Source organism: Pseudomonas sp. Marseille-Q1929, from assembly GCF_017316265.1.
In the GTDB taxonomy this organism is placed as follows: Bacteria; Pseudomonadota; Gammaproteobacteria; order Pseudomonadales; family Pseudomonadaceae; genus Aquipseudomonas.
On record NZ_JAFLWU010000008.1, the window covers coordinates 55,742 to 70,113 of the forward strand.

A 14,372-nucleotide genomic window follows, 5' to 3' on the forward strand; every position below is an offset into this window, starting at 1 on the left:
GCCATGACCCACTTCTATGATGCCCGGGGCAATGTCTACGGGGTGGTCAGCCCGGCCTTTTTACGCGAACAAGGCATCGACCTCGCCGACACTGCCGCTCAGGCCGCGCGTGATCGCCAGGCATGGGCAGCGGCGGCGATCGCGTCCGAATGCGGCTGGGGTTCGACACCGCGCCCGCCAGCGGCCAAGGCCCACCGTTGCGACGGCTTGCTGGTCGGGCCATTCCAGGTCGAGCCGCCGTTTGACCTGTTGATCGTCAACACCGACGGCACCCTGGCCGAGCGCAGTGGCAATGGCCTGACGATCTTTGCCCAGGCCCTCACGGATCAGGGCTTGATGACCGCGGCCAGCGAGCTGCGCGTGCATCACGACCAACCCGGCGGCGCCTCACCGGTGACGACCTGGGTGGAACCTGCGGTGTATGAGCAGGTAGCGGGATTTTGGCTTGCATTGGGCCAGCCTACGTTTGGGCCGCTGGCCGTTGGCGCATCGGACGTGGGCAACGCCGGACTCAGCCACGTCAGCGCACTGGCGGCGATCAACCCGCACTGGACGCAGAGTCAATTTGTGCGGGTGGGCAACCCCCATTGCGTCACGTTGGTGGAGCACGCGTCGGGGTTGCCGGACAACGCAGAGATGCAGCAGCCCGCGCTCTTCGAACCCTTGCAGGCGATTGCCTTTGCGCCGCCGGTTGGTCGTGGCCAGCCCTGTGCCGCCGGCGTCAACCTGCAATGGGCCGCGCGGGAAACCGACCACCGCGTGATCGCCCGCGTCTTTGAGCGCGGCGAAGGGCCCACGGCGTCGTCCGGCACCAGTGCCAGCGCGGTGGCCTGTGCGGCGTGGCGCGCCGGGTGGGTGGCGGCGGGTGAAGTCGCGGTGGTGATGCCGGGCGGTACGGCGCCGGTGCGCTTGCAGGCCAACGCCGACACGTTGCTCAGTGTCAGCCTGTTCGGCACAGCCCGCCGGCAAACTAGCTGATCAAAAACTCCACGTGTGCCGGCTCGCGTTTCATCAACACCTTGCCGTTGCGGATCGAATACAGCGGCAGGCCTTGGCTGCGAATCACTTCATAGTCGCTGTTGGCCGAGAGGATCAACAGGTTGGCCGGCCGCCCCGGCTCCAAGCCGTAGCGGTCGCCGAGGGCCATGGCCTTGGCGCTGTTATCGGTGACCAGGTCGAGGGCGCTTTGCAGGGTGCGGTAGCCGAGCATATGGCAGATATGCAAGCCGGCTTCGAGCACCCGCAGGATGTTGCCGTTGCCCAGCGGGTACCAGGGATCGACGATGGAGTCCTGGCCAAAGCACACGTTCATGCCGGCTTCGAGCAGCTCGTTGACGCGGGTCACACCGCGGCGTTTCGGAAAACTGTCAAAGCGCCCTTGCAGGTGGATGCTCTCGGTCGGGCAGGAGACAAAGTTGATGCCGGAATGCCCCAGCAAGCGAAACAGCTTGGCGCAGTAGGCATTGTCGTACGAACCCATGGCCGTGGTGTGGCTGGCGGTGACGCGCTCGCCCATGCCACGGCTGCGGGCTTCTTCGGCGAGCACTTCAAGAAAGCGCGAGTGTGGGTCGTCGGTTTCGTCGCAATGCACATCCACCAGGCAACCGGTGCGCTCGGCCAGGTCCATCAGGAACTTCACCGAACTCACGCCCTGGTCGCGGGTGTATTCAAAATGCGGGATGCCACCGACCACATCGGCGCCCAGGCGGATGGCTTCTTCCATCAGCTCGCGGCCGTTGCGGTAGGACTCGATGCCTTCCTGGGGGAAGGCGACGATTTGCAGGTCGATCAGCTGCGTGCTTTCCGCGCGCACTTCCAGCATGGCCTTCAGCGCCGTGAGGTTGGGGTCGGTGACATCGACGTGGGTGCGCACATGCTGGATGCCGTGGGCGGCGAGAGCCTGGATGGTTTGCTTGGCGCGGGCCTTGGTGTCGGCAAAGGTGATGGTGGCTTTGCGCTCGCCCCAGCACTCGATGCCCTCGAACAGGGTCCCGCTCATGTTCCAGCGTGGTTCGCCGGCGGTGAGGGTGGCGTCGAGGTGGATATGCGGCTCGACGAAGGGCGGGATCACCAGGTTGCCGGCGGCGTCCAGATCATCAGGGCCGGGCGTCGGCACGCTGGTTTGTGGGGTGATGCTGGCAATCCTGCCATGTTCCAGGTGCAGATCATGCAGGCCTTCACGGTTGCGCAGGCGGGCATTGATGATGTGCATGGGCAAGTTCCTCTTGGGCAAAAAGCAATCAGGTGAGCATTATGCCTCGGCGCTGGCCAATGGCGACCTTGCCCGTAGGACGGTGGTCAGCAGTATGTAGGTTACGCTCGCGGCGGCAATGCCCACCAGCGGCGCGACCCAGGGCGAATGAAATGCCAGCAGCGTGCCCACGGCGTACGCCACCAGCCCGGGCCAGTTGAACGCCGGCAGGTGCGCATCCGCCAATCGTGGGTAGTGGCCGCGATAACGGTAGAAGAAGTCCGCCATGATCACCCCGCCAATCGGTGGAATCACTGTGCCCAGCAGGATCAGGTACGGCACCAGCAGGTCGTACATGCCCAGCATCGCCAGCAGGGTGCCGATCACCGCACCGACCAGGGTCACGGTTTTGCGTCGCCGAGTGCGCAACAAGTTGCAGCCGGCCACGGCGAAGTTGTAGATCGTATTGTCCTGGGTGCTCCAGATGTTGAGCAGCAACATGGCCATGGCGGCCATGGCAAACCCTTGCAGCAGTAACACTTCCACCACGTCGGGCTGCTGATAGACGATGGCGCCATACGCGCCAATCAACACCATCAGGCCATTGCCGATAAAGAAGCCAATCAGGCTGGCGAGCACTGCGACTTTGGCCGAGCGCGAAAACCGCGTCCAGTTGGTCGCTTGGGTCGCACCGCTGACAAAGGTGCCGAATACCAGGGTAATCGCGGTGGACAAGTCCAACTCGCCTGTTGGCACCACCGCCAACAGGCCATCGAGCCCGCCGACTTTTACCGTGGCCACCCACATCGATAAAAACAGCAGGATGCCCATGGCGGGTACCGCGATATAGGACAGAATCTCCAATCCGCGATAGCCCACGTACGCCGTGGCGCAAAACACCAGGCCGAACAGCATCATCAATCCCAGCACGCTGCCCTCGCTCAGCTCGAAGTATTTGCCCAGCACCACGGCCGCCGTGGCGGTGCCCCAGGCGTACCAGCCAATCTGGGTGAAACCGAGGATCAAGTCGCTGAGCTTGCTGCCCACTTCGCCAAAGCAGAAGCGGCCCATCAGCACCGAATTCAACCCGCTCTTGAAGGCGACGTAACCCAGGCCTGCAGCATAGATACCCAACAACAGGTTACCCAGGGCCACGACACCGAGCATCTCGCTGAAACTGAACGCCACGCCCAGCTTGCCGCCGGCAAACATGGTCGCGGTAAAAAACGTGAAGCCCAGCAGCACCATGGCGGTTGACGCCAGGCCCTTGCGCGCATGCAGGGGGACTTCGCTGAGGGGGTAATCGTTGCCCGGTTCGTGCTGCGTCATGTGCCTTGCTCCCTGAGTGGTGACAGAGAGACAGTTGCACCGGACGTGCCAATACGCGCGGCGCTGCGGTGATACCGCTGTCGGCGGGGGCAACGTCCTTCATCAGGCACGAAAGCGGTGCGCGGTGATGCAAATTGGATCAGTCGAACAGCGTCTGCGTGGTCTCGCCGCGATGGAACGCAAAGGCGGCTTCCAGATCACTTTCAATGGTGCGTCCACGGGACAGCGGCGGCAGTTCATCCAGGCGGAAAAATCCCACCTCGGTGGTCTCGAATCCCGCCATCGGCGCCAACTGGTCCACACGGTCACACAGGAAATACAGTTTGTAGAAGTCCCGCACGTCCGGCCGATACAGGCCCTTGGCCTTGTGGGTGACGCTATACAGCGCCCTCGCGGTAACGGTCAGCCCGGCTTCTTCGCGAATTTCCTTGATGATGTTTTCTGCAGCGGACAAACCGATGTCGGCGTAACCGCCCGGCAACGCCCAGCAGCCATCGGTTGATTCGCGTACCAGCAGGATCCGGTCGCCTTCGATCACCGCACCGCGTACGTCGAGCATCGGCGTTGAATAGCGCTGTGCAAAGTCCGACACCAGTCCCGTGATGCGTTCCAGCGGCACGTTGCCCAGTTGCGCCAGCATGCTGTGGGCAATCTCGGCGATTTCTTCCAGGCGCTCGCGTTCGAAGTCGTCGGTGCAAAAGTGCAGGCCTGTAGACGCCAGCGCTTGCAGACGCTTGGCTTGGGCCAGCCAGGTGTTTTCCATGGGGCCTCCTAAAGGGATTTGCTCATGTACACACGGTGCAGGCCGTGTTCTTCGGCCCGATGGGTCTCGACATAGCCGCGACGGCTGTACAGCGTGATGTTCTCGGTCATGGCTGCGTTGGTGTACAAACGGATGGCCGCGTAGCCTGCATCGACTGCCTGGCACTCGGCAAAATCCATCAACTGGCGGCCGAAACCAAGACCCTGGGCATCCGGGGCGACAGCCAGGTTGTCCAGCAGCAGGGCGGTGCCCGCATCGGCGAGGATGATAAAACCCTGCACGCGCCCGGCGTTGTCCAGCACGTGGACCCCGCCGGCTTCGACCAACCGGCGATAATCCTCCAGCATCGGTCCGGGCTGGCGCCCGATTCGTTCGATATAAGGCGAGTAGGCAGCCTGGACGATAGCCTCGATGGCTGCGACATCCTCGGCAGTGGCGGGGCGCATCATTGCAGCGTGCTCCTGGTCGGCTGGAAGCCACGACTGTACGGGAGCCGGGCATAAAAAAACCACCGCAAGGGTGGCTTTTTCACAGTGTCGAATCACTCACCGCGATAGATGCAACCGCTGGTGCAGGTCTCATGGATGCGGATCGCACTGAGTTCCGGCAGCAGGGGTTTCAACTCGGTCCAGATCCACTTGGCCAGCACTTCGCTGGTAGGGTTTTCCAGGCCGGGGATGTCGTTGAGGTAGTTGTGGTCGAGGCGCTCATACAGCGGCTTGAAAATCGCCTTGATCTCCGAGAAGTCGCGAATCCAGCCGGTATGGGGGTCGAGGTCGCCGCTCAGGTGGATGGCCACCTTGAACGAATGCCCATGCAGGCGCCCGCATTTATGGCCGTCCGGCACGTGCGGCAGGCGGTGGGCGGACTCGAAAGTAAATTCCTTGAAGATTTCCACAGTGTTTTCAGCTCGTTCAGGTATCTGGCAGGCGGCGAGTTTAACAGCTTGACCCGCCGCCGCGCATACCACTGGGTCAAAGGGCTTGCAGGTGTTCGCCCAACTGGCCGTTATCGGCCAATGCGAGGAATTCATCCCCCAACCGTTGGCTCTCGCTCATCGCAGTTTGCCAGTACTTGTTGCGGCTGGCGTCATCGCCGAGGAAGCGCTTGAAGTCACTGCGGTCTGGCAGTTTGCCGTGGGGCAGGCGGGCCAGATAGTCCTTGGACGGTGCGAGCAGCAACACGTCCTGCAAACCCTGTTGATTGCTGCGCCGCCACGGCAGGCCCTTGTCAAACCAGCCGGGGATGACCCGGTCGGTGAAGTGCGGGTACAGCACGATGTCGTCGCCGTGATAGGGCAGGTCGAGGTGATAGTCCAGCAGGCCGCCGTCGCGGTAGGTGCCAGCGCCCGCGCCGGGCAGGTCGCGCACGCCTTGCATCACCATGGGGATCGAACCGGAGGCCAGCAGGGCCTGGCGCAGGTTGCCGGGCGCCAGGGCGAGGAAGCGCGAGGGGAAGTCCGTCAACGGGTGCACCGGGGGCGCCTGGCGCGGGTCGTGGATGATCAGCCGCTCGAAATGCCGCGCCAGCCGCGCGCGGCCCCGCAGGTTGTCGGCAATCACCGATGACAGGCCCAGGCCCAAGCGGCCCCGGTGGTCGTCGGCGAGCAGGCCATGGCTTTTGACCACCATGATGTTCAGGCGATAGTCCGGGTTATCCAGCACCCGTGCATCACGGCCGGCCAGCAGGTCGTCGAGCATGCGCTGGCAGCTCTGGCTGACCTCGGCCATGGTCACGCCTTTGGCAAAACGCTGTTCGTTGTACAGGCGGCCAAGGTCAAGCAGGCCCTGCACCGGGTCGGGCAGGCAGGCGCTGGCAAACCGCCAGGAACCGATGGACGCGCCAATCAGCGCACGATCGCGTGGTGCGCGGGGCAGCCAGTCGCCGAACAGGGCCAGGTCCAGGCCCTGGATGCCCAACGCCTTGGGCCCGCCGGCTGCGCCGGGGAGGATGCCGACATCGGCCGGCTTCAGGCCTTGTTCGCGAATGCGCGCAAAGGCCCGTTTGCCGGCCTTGAGCGTCAGCGCGGGAAACTTGATGTGGATGGCTGTCATACCGGTCTCTGTGGCAGCAGGGGTTGGGGCAAGAATGCCATGGTGGCAATTCAGTTTCAGTTAAGTTGCAGCGGTTACGGTGGCCGGCGTAGGAACAATATCCTGAAACGGAGACTTATTATGAAGCGCCTCACAGCGCTGGTCACCGCCAGTATCATGGCGTCTCTGGCGCCACAGGCCTGGGCAGTGGACCTCGACAAGCCGCTGAAATTACCCGGCACTGTTACTATTGTCGCCTTTGATCAGCTGGAAGCCACGGCCTTGGCCCTGCATCCTGGCTCGACGCTGCTGGATACCGACCTGGATGAGGAGTATGGCAAGTACCTCTACCAAGTCGAACTGGAAGATGCCAACGGCATCGAGTGGGAAATTGAATTGGACGCGCTCACCGGGCAGGTTCTCAAGAATCATCAGGAAACCTAATGAAGGTAAATTTACGTGCCGGCAGTCGAATAGCATTGGTGCTCCTGGCTTTTTGCTCAAGCCTGGCGGCCCGTGATCTTGATCAGGACGAAGCCTTTGCATTGCGCCAGCAAGGGGTGATCCTGTCGTTGGAACGGCTATTGGACCAAGCCATGGCGCGGCACCCGGGCGCCCGATTGCTGGAGGCCGAGCTTGAGAAGAAGCACGGCCAGTATGCCTATGAAGTGGAACTGATCACCGCCGAAGGCGTGGTGCGAGAGATCAAGCTTGACGCGACTACGGGTGCGTTGATCAAAGACGAGGAAGATTGATGCGCCTGCTGCTGGTGGAAGACAACGTACCGTTGGCCGATGAACTACTTTCCGGCCTGCAACGCCAAGGCTATGCCGTCGATTGGCTGGCCGATGGACGCGACGCCGTGTACCAGGGCCGCAGCGAGCCCTATGACCTGATCATCCTCGACCTCGGCCTGCCGGGTCTGCCGGGGCTTGAAGTGCTGGCGCAGTGGCGCGCCGCTGCCTTGGCCATCCCGGTACTGGTCCTCACCGCCCGTGACTCCTGGGCCGAGCGCATCGAAGGGCTCAAGGCTGGCGCAGATGATTACCTGAGCAAACCCTTTCACCCGGAAGAACTGTACTTGCGCATCCAGGCGCTGTTGCGCCGCTCCCACGGCCAGGCCAACCAGCCCACCCTGCAAGCGGCTGGCCTGCATTTGGATGAAGGGCGCCAATGTGTGCTGCGCGATGGCGCGGAAATCCAGCTGACCGCCGCCGAATTTCGCCTGCTGCGCTATTTCATGCTGCACCCCGAGCAGATCCTGTCGAAAAGCCATCTGGCCGAACATCTGTATGACGGTGAAACCGAGCGCGATTCCAATGTATTGGAAGTCCACGTCAACCACTTGCGCCGCAAGTTGGGCCGCAGTGTGATTGAAACCCGCCGTGGCCAGGGTTACCGGTTTGGCGCCAGCCCCGCATGAGGTCGATTCAACGGCGCCTGAGCCTGGGGTTGATCAGCGTAATGGTGATCGTCGGCATCGCGCTGGCGCAAACCAGCCTGTGGTTGTTTGAAACCGGCCTGCAGCGTTATCTGGAAGCGGGCCTGCGCAACGACAGCGAGAGCCTGCTGGTGGCGCTGGTGCGTGGCCCCGACGGTTTGCAGTTGCATGAGAAGCGTCTGTCGCCGGCGTATCAACGACCGTTTTCCGGGCACTATTTCCGTATCGATTTTGCCGATAAGCACTGGCGTTCCCGCTCCCTGTGGGATCAGGATCTGCCCCATCTTCCCGAAGCGGGCCTCAAGGGCAACCTGCAACTGGGCCCGGAAGGCCAGCAATTGCTGGTGCTGCGTGAGGACTACAAGCGCTTCGGCCAGGCGATTTCCATCAGTGTGGCCCAGGACTACACACCGGTGCGCGAAAGCTTTCGCCTGATGCGCCAGATCGGCCTGGTGCTGGGCCTGGCGGCACTGCTGCTGGTGCTGGTGTTGCAACGGGTGACCGTGCGCCGCGCCTTGCGTCCGTTGGAAACCGCACGTAACCAGATCGCGCAACTGCAACAGGGCCAGCGCTCGCAACTCGACACCCAGGTGCCGCTGGAGCTGGAGCCGCTGGTGGCACAGATCAACCACTTGCTGGCGCACACCGAAGACAGCCTCAAACGCTCGCGCAATGCCCTGGGCAACCTTGGCCATGCGCTGAAAACCCCATTGGCGGTGCTGTTGAGCGTGGCTTCCAGCGAGCAACTCAAGGACCATCCCGAGTTGGCCAAGCTGTTGCGCGACCAGCTTGAACACGTGCAGCAGCGCCTCAACCGCGAACTCAACCGCGCCCGCCTGGCCGGTGAAACCTTGCCCGGCGCCTTGTTCGACTGCGAGAAGGAGTTACCTGGCCTGCTGGCCACGTTGAACATGATCCACGGCGAACACCTGGACCTGAGCTACCACGCCGCGCCCGGCCTGCAACTGCCGTGGGACCGTGCCGATCTGCTGGAATTGCTCGGGAACCTGTTGGACAACGCCTGCAAATGGGCGGACGCCGACGTGCGTTTGAGTGTCAGCGAAACCGAGCGCTGTTACGTGCTGGCGGTGGAAGACGACGGTCCCGGCATCCCCGAAACCCAGCGCGACCAAGTGTTCAGCCGTGGCACGCGCCTGGACGAACAGATCGATGGCCATGGCCTTGGGCTGGGGATCGTGCGGGATATCGTCGAGGTGTGGGGTGGGGTGTTGCAGTTGCAGGAAAGCGAGTTGGGCGGACTCAAGGTGCTGATCGAACTGCCCAAGCGCCAGAACGGATAGAACCCTGATCAAACTGTGGGAGCTGGCTTGCCTGCGATGGCATCAACTCAGTTTGTCTGATGCACCGAGTTGTCTGCATCGCAGGCAAGCCAGCTCCCACACAAGCCATCTCCCACAATAGATCTGCTTAAGGATCCGGACCGGTGTCGCTTATTCAGACCCGAAACTGGTCCATCAACCCCTGCTGCTGATTCGCCAAGCTGTTCAACGCCTGGCTCACCCGCGCCGATTCATTGGCCTGTTCCGACAGCGACTCGGTCACATCGCGAATGGTCGCCACATTGCTGTTGATCTCTTCGGCCACGGCGCTTTGCTCTTCGGCGGCGCTGGCGATTTGCAGGTTCATGTCGCTGATCACCGTGACCGCCTCGCCGATCTGGCGCAGGGCGGTGACGGCCTGACCGACTTGTTCGACGCTGCCCTGGGCCTGGCGATAGCTGTTGCCCATGGAGCCCACCACTTCCTCGGTGCCGCTTTGCAGGTGTTCGATCACCAGGCGGGTTTCTTCCACCGATTCCTGGGTGCGACGTGCCAGGTTGCGCACTTCGTCGGCAACGACCGCAAAACCACGACCGGCTTCACCGGCGCGGGCGGCTTCGATGGCGGCGTTGAGGGCCAGCAGGTTGGTCTGCTCGGCAATGCCGCGAATCACTTCGAGCACCGAGCCGATTTTCTCGCTGTTGGCGGCCAAGCCTTCGACCTGGGCCATGGCGGTGCTCATGTCGGCTGCCAGGTTGCCAATGTTGGTGGTGGTGCGCTCGATCACGGTCAGGCCTTCGCGGGTGGCCTGGTCGGCATCGCGGGCGGCTTGCGCTGCTTGGGCCGCGCTGCGGGCGACGTCCTGGGCGGTGGCGCTCATTTCGTGGGAGGCGGTGGCCACCTGATCGACCTGGCGATACTGCTGCTCCATGCCGGCGCTGGTTTCAGTGGCAATCGCGGCGGATTGGTCGGCGGTGCCACGGGCGTCCTGCACCGAGCGCTTCACCTCGGCGATGATCGGTTGCAGTTTGTCGAGGAAACGGTTGAACCAGCCGGCCAGTTGGCCCAGTTCGTCCTGTTTGTCGTAGGCCAGGCGGCGGGTCAGGTCGCCTTCGCCGCTGGCGATGTCTTCGAGCATGTGCGCCACGCCGAGGATCGGCCGGGTCACGCTGCGGGCCATCAACCACACCAGGATCAGGCCGACGACGGCAGCCAGCAAGCCCAGGCCCAGTTCCAGCAGGGTGCCCTTGGCATTGTCAGCATCCAGCTGGGTTTTCAGCGCCTCGGCGGGGGCGACCAGGACTTTTTCCGGCACATCCAGCAACACGCCCCACAATTTGCCATCGGGGATCGGCGCGAAGGGCGCCAGCACCTTGAGTTGATGCTCGGTGCGCAGGCTGCGGATCTGCGTGCCGCTGGTCAGGAAGCCGATCAGTTGCGCGCCGCTGGTGCTGTCGACCTGGTCCAGGCGCTGGCTGAGCTTGCTCGCATCCGGGCTGTAGCCGGCGAGCACGCCGGTGGGGCTGATGATGCTGACTTGGGTCTGGCCGTCGTACAGCTTGCGGCTGGCCTGCTGGCTCACGGCCTGCAGGCTGTTGAGGTTGATGTCCACCGACAGCGAAGCGATGACTTTGCCGTTGGCCATCAGCGGGAACACGATGCTGGTCATCAGCACGTTTTGCCCGTTGATCACATAGAAGTAGGGTTCGATCACACACGGCTTGAGCGTGGTGCGCGGGCAGGTGAACCAGGCGTTGGCCTTTTCACCGCTGGGGCCGACGCTGGTGTCGGCCATGTCGCTTTCCGGCAGGGCCATCGACTCCAGTTTGCCAGGGGTCGGTTGCGACCAGTAGAGAGCGAAGCGGCCCTTGTCGTTGCTGCCCAGCTCGGCCTGGTTGGCGAACAGTTCGTCCTTGCCGTCCAGCGCGTTGGCTTCAAAGACCAGGGACAAGCCGAGCAGGTCCGGGTTGGCCTGCAAGGCGGCCTTGACCTGGCGGGTCAGGTCTTCGCGGGTGTCGAAGGCGTCAAGGAAGCGCTTTTCCGCCTGCTCACGCAAGAACAGCACCTGGCGCGAAAAGCCGTGGCCGTACTGGTAGGCGTCCATGAACTGGCGACGAATACCCAACGCCTGGCCTTCACCCTGGGCCTCGATGCGCGCCTGGGCGGCTTCGTCGAGCATCTGCATGCTGGACGCTTTGACCTGCGCGGAACTCTGCTCCATGCGATACAGCGACAGACCCACCAGCAGGGTCACGATTCCCAGCAGGCAAAGGCCGGCGAGCAGGGTGATTTTCCATTGAATGGACAGCTGTCTGAGGGACATCGAGGAGCATCCTTAACCTGAAAACACAGTGAATCAGGTTATCGGCCGCTGTTTAGGATTCTTTATTATTTAAACGTTCAATTGAAAGCTCAAAGCGACGCCGTTTTTTGACATGCAGCCCCGCCTGCGGCAAAGTGCGCGCCCTCTAATAAGACCTCCTCCAAGCCTGCACGCTGGCAGCCGCCTTTGGCCTGCCCCGGCGCGGGCATGCCTGTTTTTTATGTTTCTGCTTGAGGTATCCATGATTAACGCAGTCATTGCCGCGGTCGGCACCATGCTGGTGCTCAGTTTGTCCCGCGTGCATGTGGTCATCGCCATCATCGTCGGCGCCCTGGTGGGTGGCCTCACCGGTGGCTTGGGCATCGACGCCACGCTCAAAGCCTTCAACGGCGGCTTGGGCGGCGGCGCCACGGTGGCCTTGTCCTACGCCTTGCTCGGCGCGTTCGCTGTGGCGATTGCCAAGTCGGGCCTGGCCCACGCCCTGGCCGACAAGGCGCTGATGCTGGTGGACCGTCAGGAAGCCAGCGGCGGTAGCCATGTCAAATGGCTATTGATCGGCCTGTTGTGGGTGGTGGCGATTGCGTCGCAGAACATCCTGCCGATTCACATCGCGTTTATTCCGTTGCTGGTGCCGCCCCTGCTGTACGTGCTGACCAAGCTGCAACTGGACCGCCGCCTGATCGCTTGTGTGATGACCTTCGGCCTGATCACCCCGTACATGTTCTTGCCGGTGGGCTTCGGCAATATCTTCCTTAACCAGATCCTGCTGGCCAATGTGGCCAAGAGCGGCGTGGACATCAGCGGGGTCAACGTCACCCACGCCATGGGCCTGCCGGCGCTGGGCATGGTGGTCGGCCTGTTGGTGGCGGTGTTTGTCAGCTACCGCAAAAAACGCGTGTACGACCTGGAGAAAATCGAGCGCGTCGAGCAAGTGGCGGTGCAGTACAACCCGCTGACCTTGCTGGTGGCCGGCCTGGCGATTGCCTCGGCGTTCATCATTCAATTGTGGCTGGACTCGATGATCATCGGTGCCCTGGCGGGCTTCCTGATCTTCTCGGTGTCGGGCATCGTGCGCTGGAGCGACACCGACGACTTGTTCACCGAAGGCATGAAGATGATGGCGATGATCGGCTTCATCATGATCGCCTCGTCGGGTTTTGCCGAAGTGCTCAAGGCCACCGGCGACGTGCGTTCGCTGGTGGAAACCTCGGCGGCGTTTATTGGCCATAGCCGTGGCGTCGGCGCGTTGTTGATGTTGCTGGTGGGCTTGCTGGTGACCATGGGCATCGGCTCGTCGTTCTCCACGGTGCCGATCCTGGCAGCGATTTTTGTGCCGCTGTGTGTGCAACTGGGTTTCAGCCCGATGGCCATCGTGTGCATCGTCGGCACGGCGGGCGCCTTGGGCGATGCCGGTTCGCCGGCGTCGGACTCCACCCTCGGCCCGACTTCCGGCCTGAACATCGACGGCCAGCACCACCATATCTGGGACACCGTGGTGCCGACCTTCCTGCACTACAACCTCCCGTTGCTGGCGTTTGGCTGGCTGGCGGCAATGACCTTGTAATTAGCGCGTTTAAACGTCGCGCATCAACAGGCCAAAGCGCAGGTCCATCTCCATGGGGACGGGCACATACACCGTGTGCCCATCCCCCGGCGCCACGTCGATGGCTTCGCCCTTGGCGTTGTGCATCATCCCCAGGTCAAAGTGGAAATTTCCCGCAGGCGTCATCAGCTCCAGGTGATTGCCCACGGCAAAGCGGTTCTTCACCTTCACCTCGGCCAGCTCGCCCCGACGCTCGCCGGTCAATTCTCCGACAAACTGCTGGCGTTCAGAGACCGAGCTGCCGTTCTGGTAGTTCTGGTATTCGTCGTGCACGTGCCGGCGCAGGAAACCTTCGGTGTAGCCGCGCTGGGCCAGGGATTCGAGGTCGGTCATCAGGCTGCGGTCAAAGGCGCGGCCGGCCACCGCGTCATCGATGGCCTGGCGATACACCTGGGTGGTGCGCGCGCAATAGAAGTGGGATTTGGTGCGGCCTTCGATTTTCAGCGAGTGCACGCCCATATGGGTCAGGCGCTCCACGTGCTGTACGGCGCGCAGGTCCTTGGCGTTCATGATGTAGGTGCCGTGCTCGTCTTCGAAGGCGGGCATTTGTTCGTCGGGACGGTTGGCTTCCTGCAGCAGGAACACCTGGTCGGTGGGCGTGCCAATGCCCAGGGTCGGCTGGAATTGCTGGACGATCTCGCCCGTGGCGTTCTCCACCGCCGGCGTGGCCTGGTATTTCCAGCGGCAGGCGTTGGTGCAGGTGCCTTGGTTGGCGTCGCGCTTGTTCATGTAGCCGGAGAGCAGGCAGCGCCCGGAGTAGGCCATGCACAAGGCGCCGTGGACGAAGATTTCCAGTTCCATGGCCGGGACTTGCTCGCGGATTTCGCCGATCTCTTCCAGGGACAATTCCCGCGACAGGATCACCCGGCAGATGCCTTGCTGCTGCCAGAACTCCACACTGGCCCAGTTCACCGTGTTGGCTTGCACCGACAGGTGGATCGGCATCTGTGGGAAGTGCCGGCGCACCAGCATGATCAGCCCGGGGTCGGACATGATCAGCGCATCCGGGCCCATGGCGATCACCGGGGCCAGGTCCTTGAGGAAGGTTTTCAGCTTGGCGTTGTGCGGCGCGATGTTGACCACCACGTAGAAACGCTTGCCCTGGGCATGGGCCTCGTCGATGCCGAGGGCCAGGTTGGCGTGGTCGAATTCGTTGTTGCGCACACGCAGGCTGTAGCGCGGCTGGCCGGCGTAGACCGCATCGGCACCGTAGGCGAAGGCATAGCGCATGTTTTTCAGGGTGCCGGCGGGGGCGAGCAGTTCGGGGGCAATAACAGGGGGCATGGTCGGTACTTGAGTCAAAAAAGTGCGGCAGGGTAGAGCAAGCCGGCGCGGGGTTTATTGATCTGGGTCTAGCCTTGCAACAAAGAGGGCACTCGTAGCGTTGGGCGTGGACTAAGCAGCAGGGG

Annotated in this window: 14 protein-coding genes; 6 read left to right on the top strand and 8 right to left on the bottom strand. The window is 62.8% G+C overall.

Annotation, left to right across the window (positions count from 1 at the left end):
* The first annotated feature begins 3 nt into the window (after positions 1-3).
* Complete coding sequence (locus J1G37_RS11830; RefSeq protein WP_207041875.1) at positions 4-978, top strand: diaminopimelate epimerase; 975 nt, start codon at positions 4-6, stop codon at positions 976-978.
* Here the strand turns inward: J1G37_RS11830 and codA are convergent.
* The 6 genes from codA to J1G37_RS11860 all read right to left on the bottom strand — a co-directional run bounded on the left by codA (position 971) and on the right by J1G37_RS11860 (position 6,337).
* Positions 971-2,212, bottom strand: coding sequence for a cytosine deaminase (codA, locus tag J1G37_RS11835; RefSeq protein ID WP_207041876.1), 1,242 nt, complete (start codon positions 2,210-2,212; stop codon positions 971-973). The genes J1G37_RS11830 and codA overlap by 8 nt on opposite strands.
* A gap of 39 nt (positions 2,213-2,251) precedes the next feature.
* Positions 2,252-3,520: a cytosine permease gene (gene codB / locus J1G37_RS11840; RefSeq protein WP_207041877.1), complete on the bottom strand. Its 1,269-nt coding sequence runs from the start codon at positions 3,518-3,520 to the stop codon at positions 2,252-2,254.
* A 139-nt stretch (positions 3,521-3,659) separates the two neighbouring features.
* On the bottom strand, positions 3,660-4,283 hold the full coding sequence (locus J1G37_RS11845) for an NUDIX hydrolase (protein ID WP_207041878.1): 624 nt from the start codon (positions 4,281-4,283) through the stop codon (positions 3,660-3,662).
* 8 nt (positions 4,284-4,291) lie between these two features.
* Positions 4,292-4,732 carry a GNAT family N-acetyltransferase gene (locus J1G37_RS11850; RefSeq protein WP_207041879.1) on the bottom strand — a complete coding sequence of 147 codons (441 nt, stop codon included), beginning with the start codon at positions 4,730-4,732 and terminating at the stop codon, positions 4,292-4,294.
* Positions 4,733-4,824: 92 nt separating this feature from the next.
* A complete protein-coding gene (gene queD, locus J1G37_RS11855) occupies positions 4,825-5,181 on the bottom strand; it encodes a 6-carboxytetrahydropterin synthase QueD (protein ID WP_017736453.1) in 357 nt (118 codons plus the stop codon).
* A 76-nt stretch (positions 5,182-5,257) separates the two neighbouring features.
* The gene (locus tag J1G37_RS11860; protein WP_207041880.1) at positions 5,258-6,337 is read right to left on the bottom strand and encodes a patatin-like phospholipase family protein; all 1,080 of its coding nucleotides are present in this window, start codon (positions 6,335-6,337) and stop codon (positions 5,258-5,260) included.
* A 120-nt stretch (positions 6,338-6,457) separates the two neighbouring features.
* Here J1G37_RS11860 and J1G37_RS11865 point away from each other — a divergent pair, with 120 nt between their 5' ends.
* The 4 genes from J1G37_RS11865 to J1G37_RS11880 are packed head-to-tail and all read left to right on the top strand — an operon-like array spanning position 6,458 to position 9,058.
* A complete protein-coding gene (locus J1G37_RS11865; RefSeq protein ID WP_207041881.1) occupies positions 6,458-6,760 on the top strand; it encodes a PepSY domain-containing protein in 303 nt (100 codons plus the stop codon).
* Positions 6,760-7,071 (top strand): PepSY domain-containing protein, encoded by a 312-nt coding sequence (locus J1G37_RS11870; protein WP_207041882.1) that lies wholly within the window; start codon positions 6,760-6,762, stop codon positions 7,069-7,071. The genes J1G37_RS11865 and J1G37_RS11870 overlap by 1 nt, the downstream gene beginning before the upstream one ends.
* Entirely contained in the window at positions 7,071-7,739 is a 669-nt protein-coding gene (locus J1G37_RS11875; RefSeq protein ID WP_207041884.1) for a response regulator transcription factor, read from the top strand. The genes J1G37_RS11870 and J1G37_RS11875 overlap by 1 nt, the downstream gene beginning before the upstream one ends.
* A complete protein-coding gene (locus tag J1G37_RS11880; protein ID WP_207041886.1) occupies positions 7,736-9,058 on the top strand; it encodes a sensor histidine kinase in 1,323 nt (440 codons plus the stop codon). Before J1G37_RS11875 ends, J1G37_RS11880 begins: the two co-directional genes overlap by 4 nt.
* A 154-nt stretch (positions 9,059-9,212) precedes the next feature.
* Here the strand turns inward: J1G37_RS11880 and J1G37_RS11885 are convergent, their stop codons facing one another.
* Entirely contained in the window at positions 9,213-11,360 is a 2,148-nt protein-coding gene (locus J1G37_RS11885; protein WP_207041888.1) for a methyl-accepting chemotaxis protein, read from the bottom strand.
* Between the two features lie 244 nt (positions 11,361-11,604).
* Here J1G37_RS11885 and J1G37_RS11890 point away from each other — a divergent pair, with 244 nt between their 5' ends.
* Positions 11,605-12,924: a Na+/H+ antiporter NhaC family protein gene (locus tag J1G37_RS11890; protein WP_207042060.1), complete on the top strand. Its 1,320-nt coding sequence runs from the start codon at positions 11,605-11,607 to the stop codon at positions 12,922-12,924.
* Positions 12,925-12,933: 9 nt separating this feature from the next.
* Here the strand turns inward: J1G37_RS11890 and yegQ are convergent, their stop codons facing one another.
* On the bottom strand, positions 12,934-14,247 hold the full coding sequence (yegQ, locus tag J1G37_RS11895) for a tRNA 5-hydroxyuridine modification protein YegQ (protein ID WP_207041889.1): 1,314 nt from the start codon (positions 14,245-14,247) through the stop codon (positions 12,934-12,936).
* Positions 14,248-14,372: the final 125 nt, after the last annotated feature.

What these genes read in the sequence shown, in the direction of transcription:
- J1G37_RS11830 (WP_207041875.1), top strand. Translation starts at nt 4, where the DNA reads ATGACCCACTTCTATGATGCCCGGGGCAATGTCTACGGGGTGGTCAGC.
- codA (WP_207041876.1), bottom strand. Translation starts at nt 2,212, where the DNA reads ATGCACATCATCAATGCCCGCCTGCGCAACCGTGAAGGCCTGCATGAT.
- codB (WP_207041877.1), bottom strand. Translation starts at nt 3,520, where the DNA reads ATGACGCAGCACGAACCGGGCAACGATTACCCCCTCAGCGAAGTCCCC.
- J1G37_RS11845 (WP_207041878.1), bottom strand. Translation starts at nt 4,283, where the DNA reads ATGGAAAACACCTGGCTGGCCCAAGCCAAGCGTCTGCAAGCGCTGGCG.
- J1G37_RS11850 (WP_207041879.1), bottom strand. Translation starts at nt 4,732, where the DNA reads ATGATGCGCCCCGCCACTGCCGAGGATGTCGCAGCCATCGAGGCTATC.
- J1G37_RS11860 (WP_207041880.1), bottom strand. Translation starts at nt 6,337, where the DNA reads ATGACAGCCATCCACATCAAGTTTCCCGCGCTGACGCTCAAGGCCGGC.
- J1G37_RS11865 (WP_207041881.1), top strand. Translation starts at nt 6,458, where the DNA reads ATGAAGCGCCTCACAGCGCTGGTCACCGCCAGTATCATGGCGTCTCTG.
- J1G37_RS11870 (WP_207041882.1), top strand. Translation starts at nt 6,760, where the DNA reads ATGAAGGTAAATTTACGTGCCGGCAGTCGAATAGCATTGGTGCTCCTG.
- J1G37_RS11875 (WP_207041884.1), top strand. Translation starts at nt 7,071, where the DNA reads ATGCGCCTGCTGCTGGTGGAAGACAACGTACCGTTGGCCGATGAACTA.
- J1G37_RS11880 (WP_207041886.1), top strand. Translation starts at nt 7,736, where the DNA reads ATGAGGTCGATTCAACGGCGCCTGAGCCTGGGGTTGATCAGCGTAATG.
- J1G37_RS11885 (WP_207041888.1), bottom strand. Translation starts at nt 11,360, where the DNA reads ATGTCCCTCAGACAGCTGTCCATTCAATGGAAAATCACCCTGCTCGCC.
- yegQ (WP_207041889.1), bottom strand. Translation starts at nt 14,247, where the DNA reads ATGCCCCCTGTTATTGCCCCCGAACTGCTCGCCCCCGCCGGCACCCTG.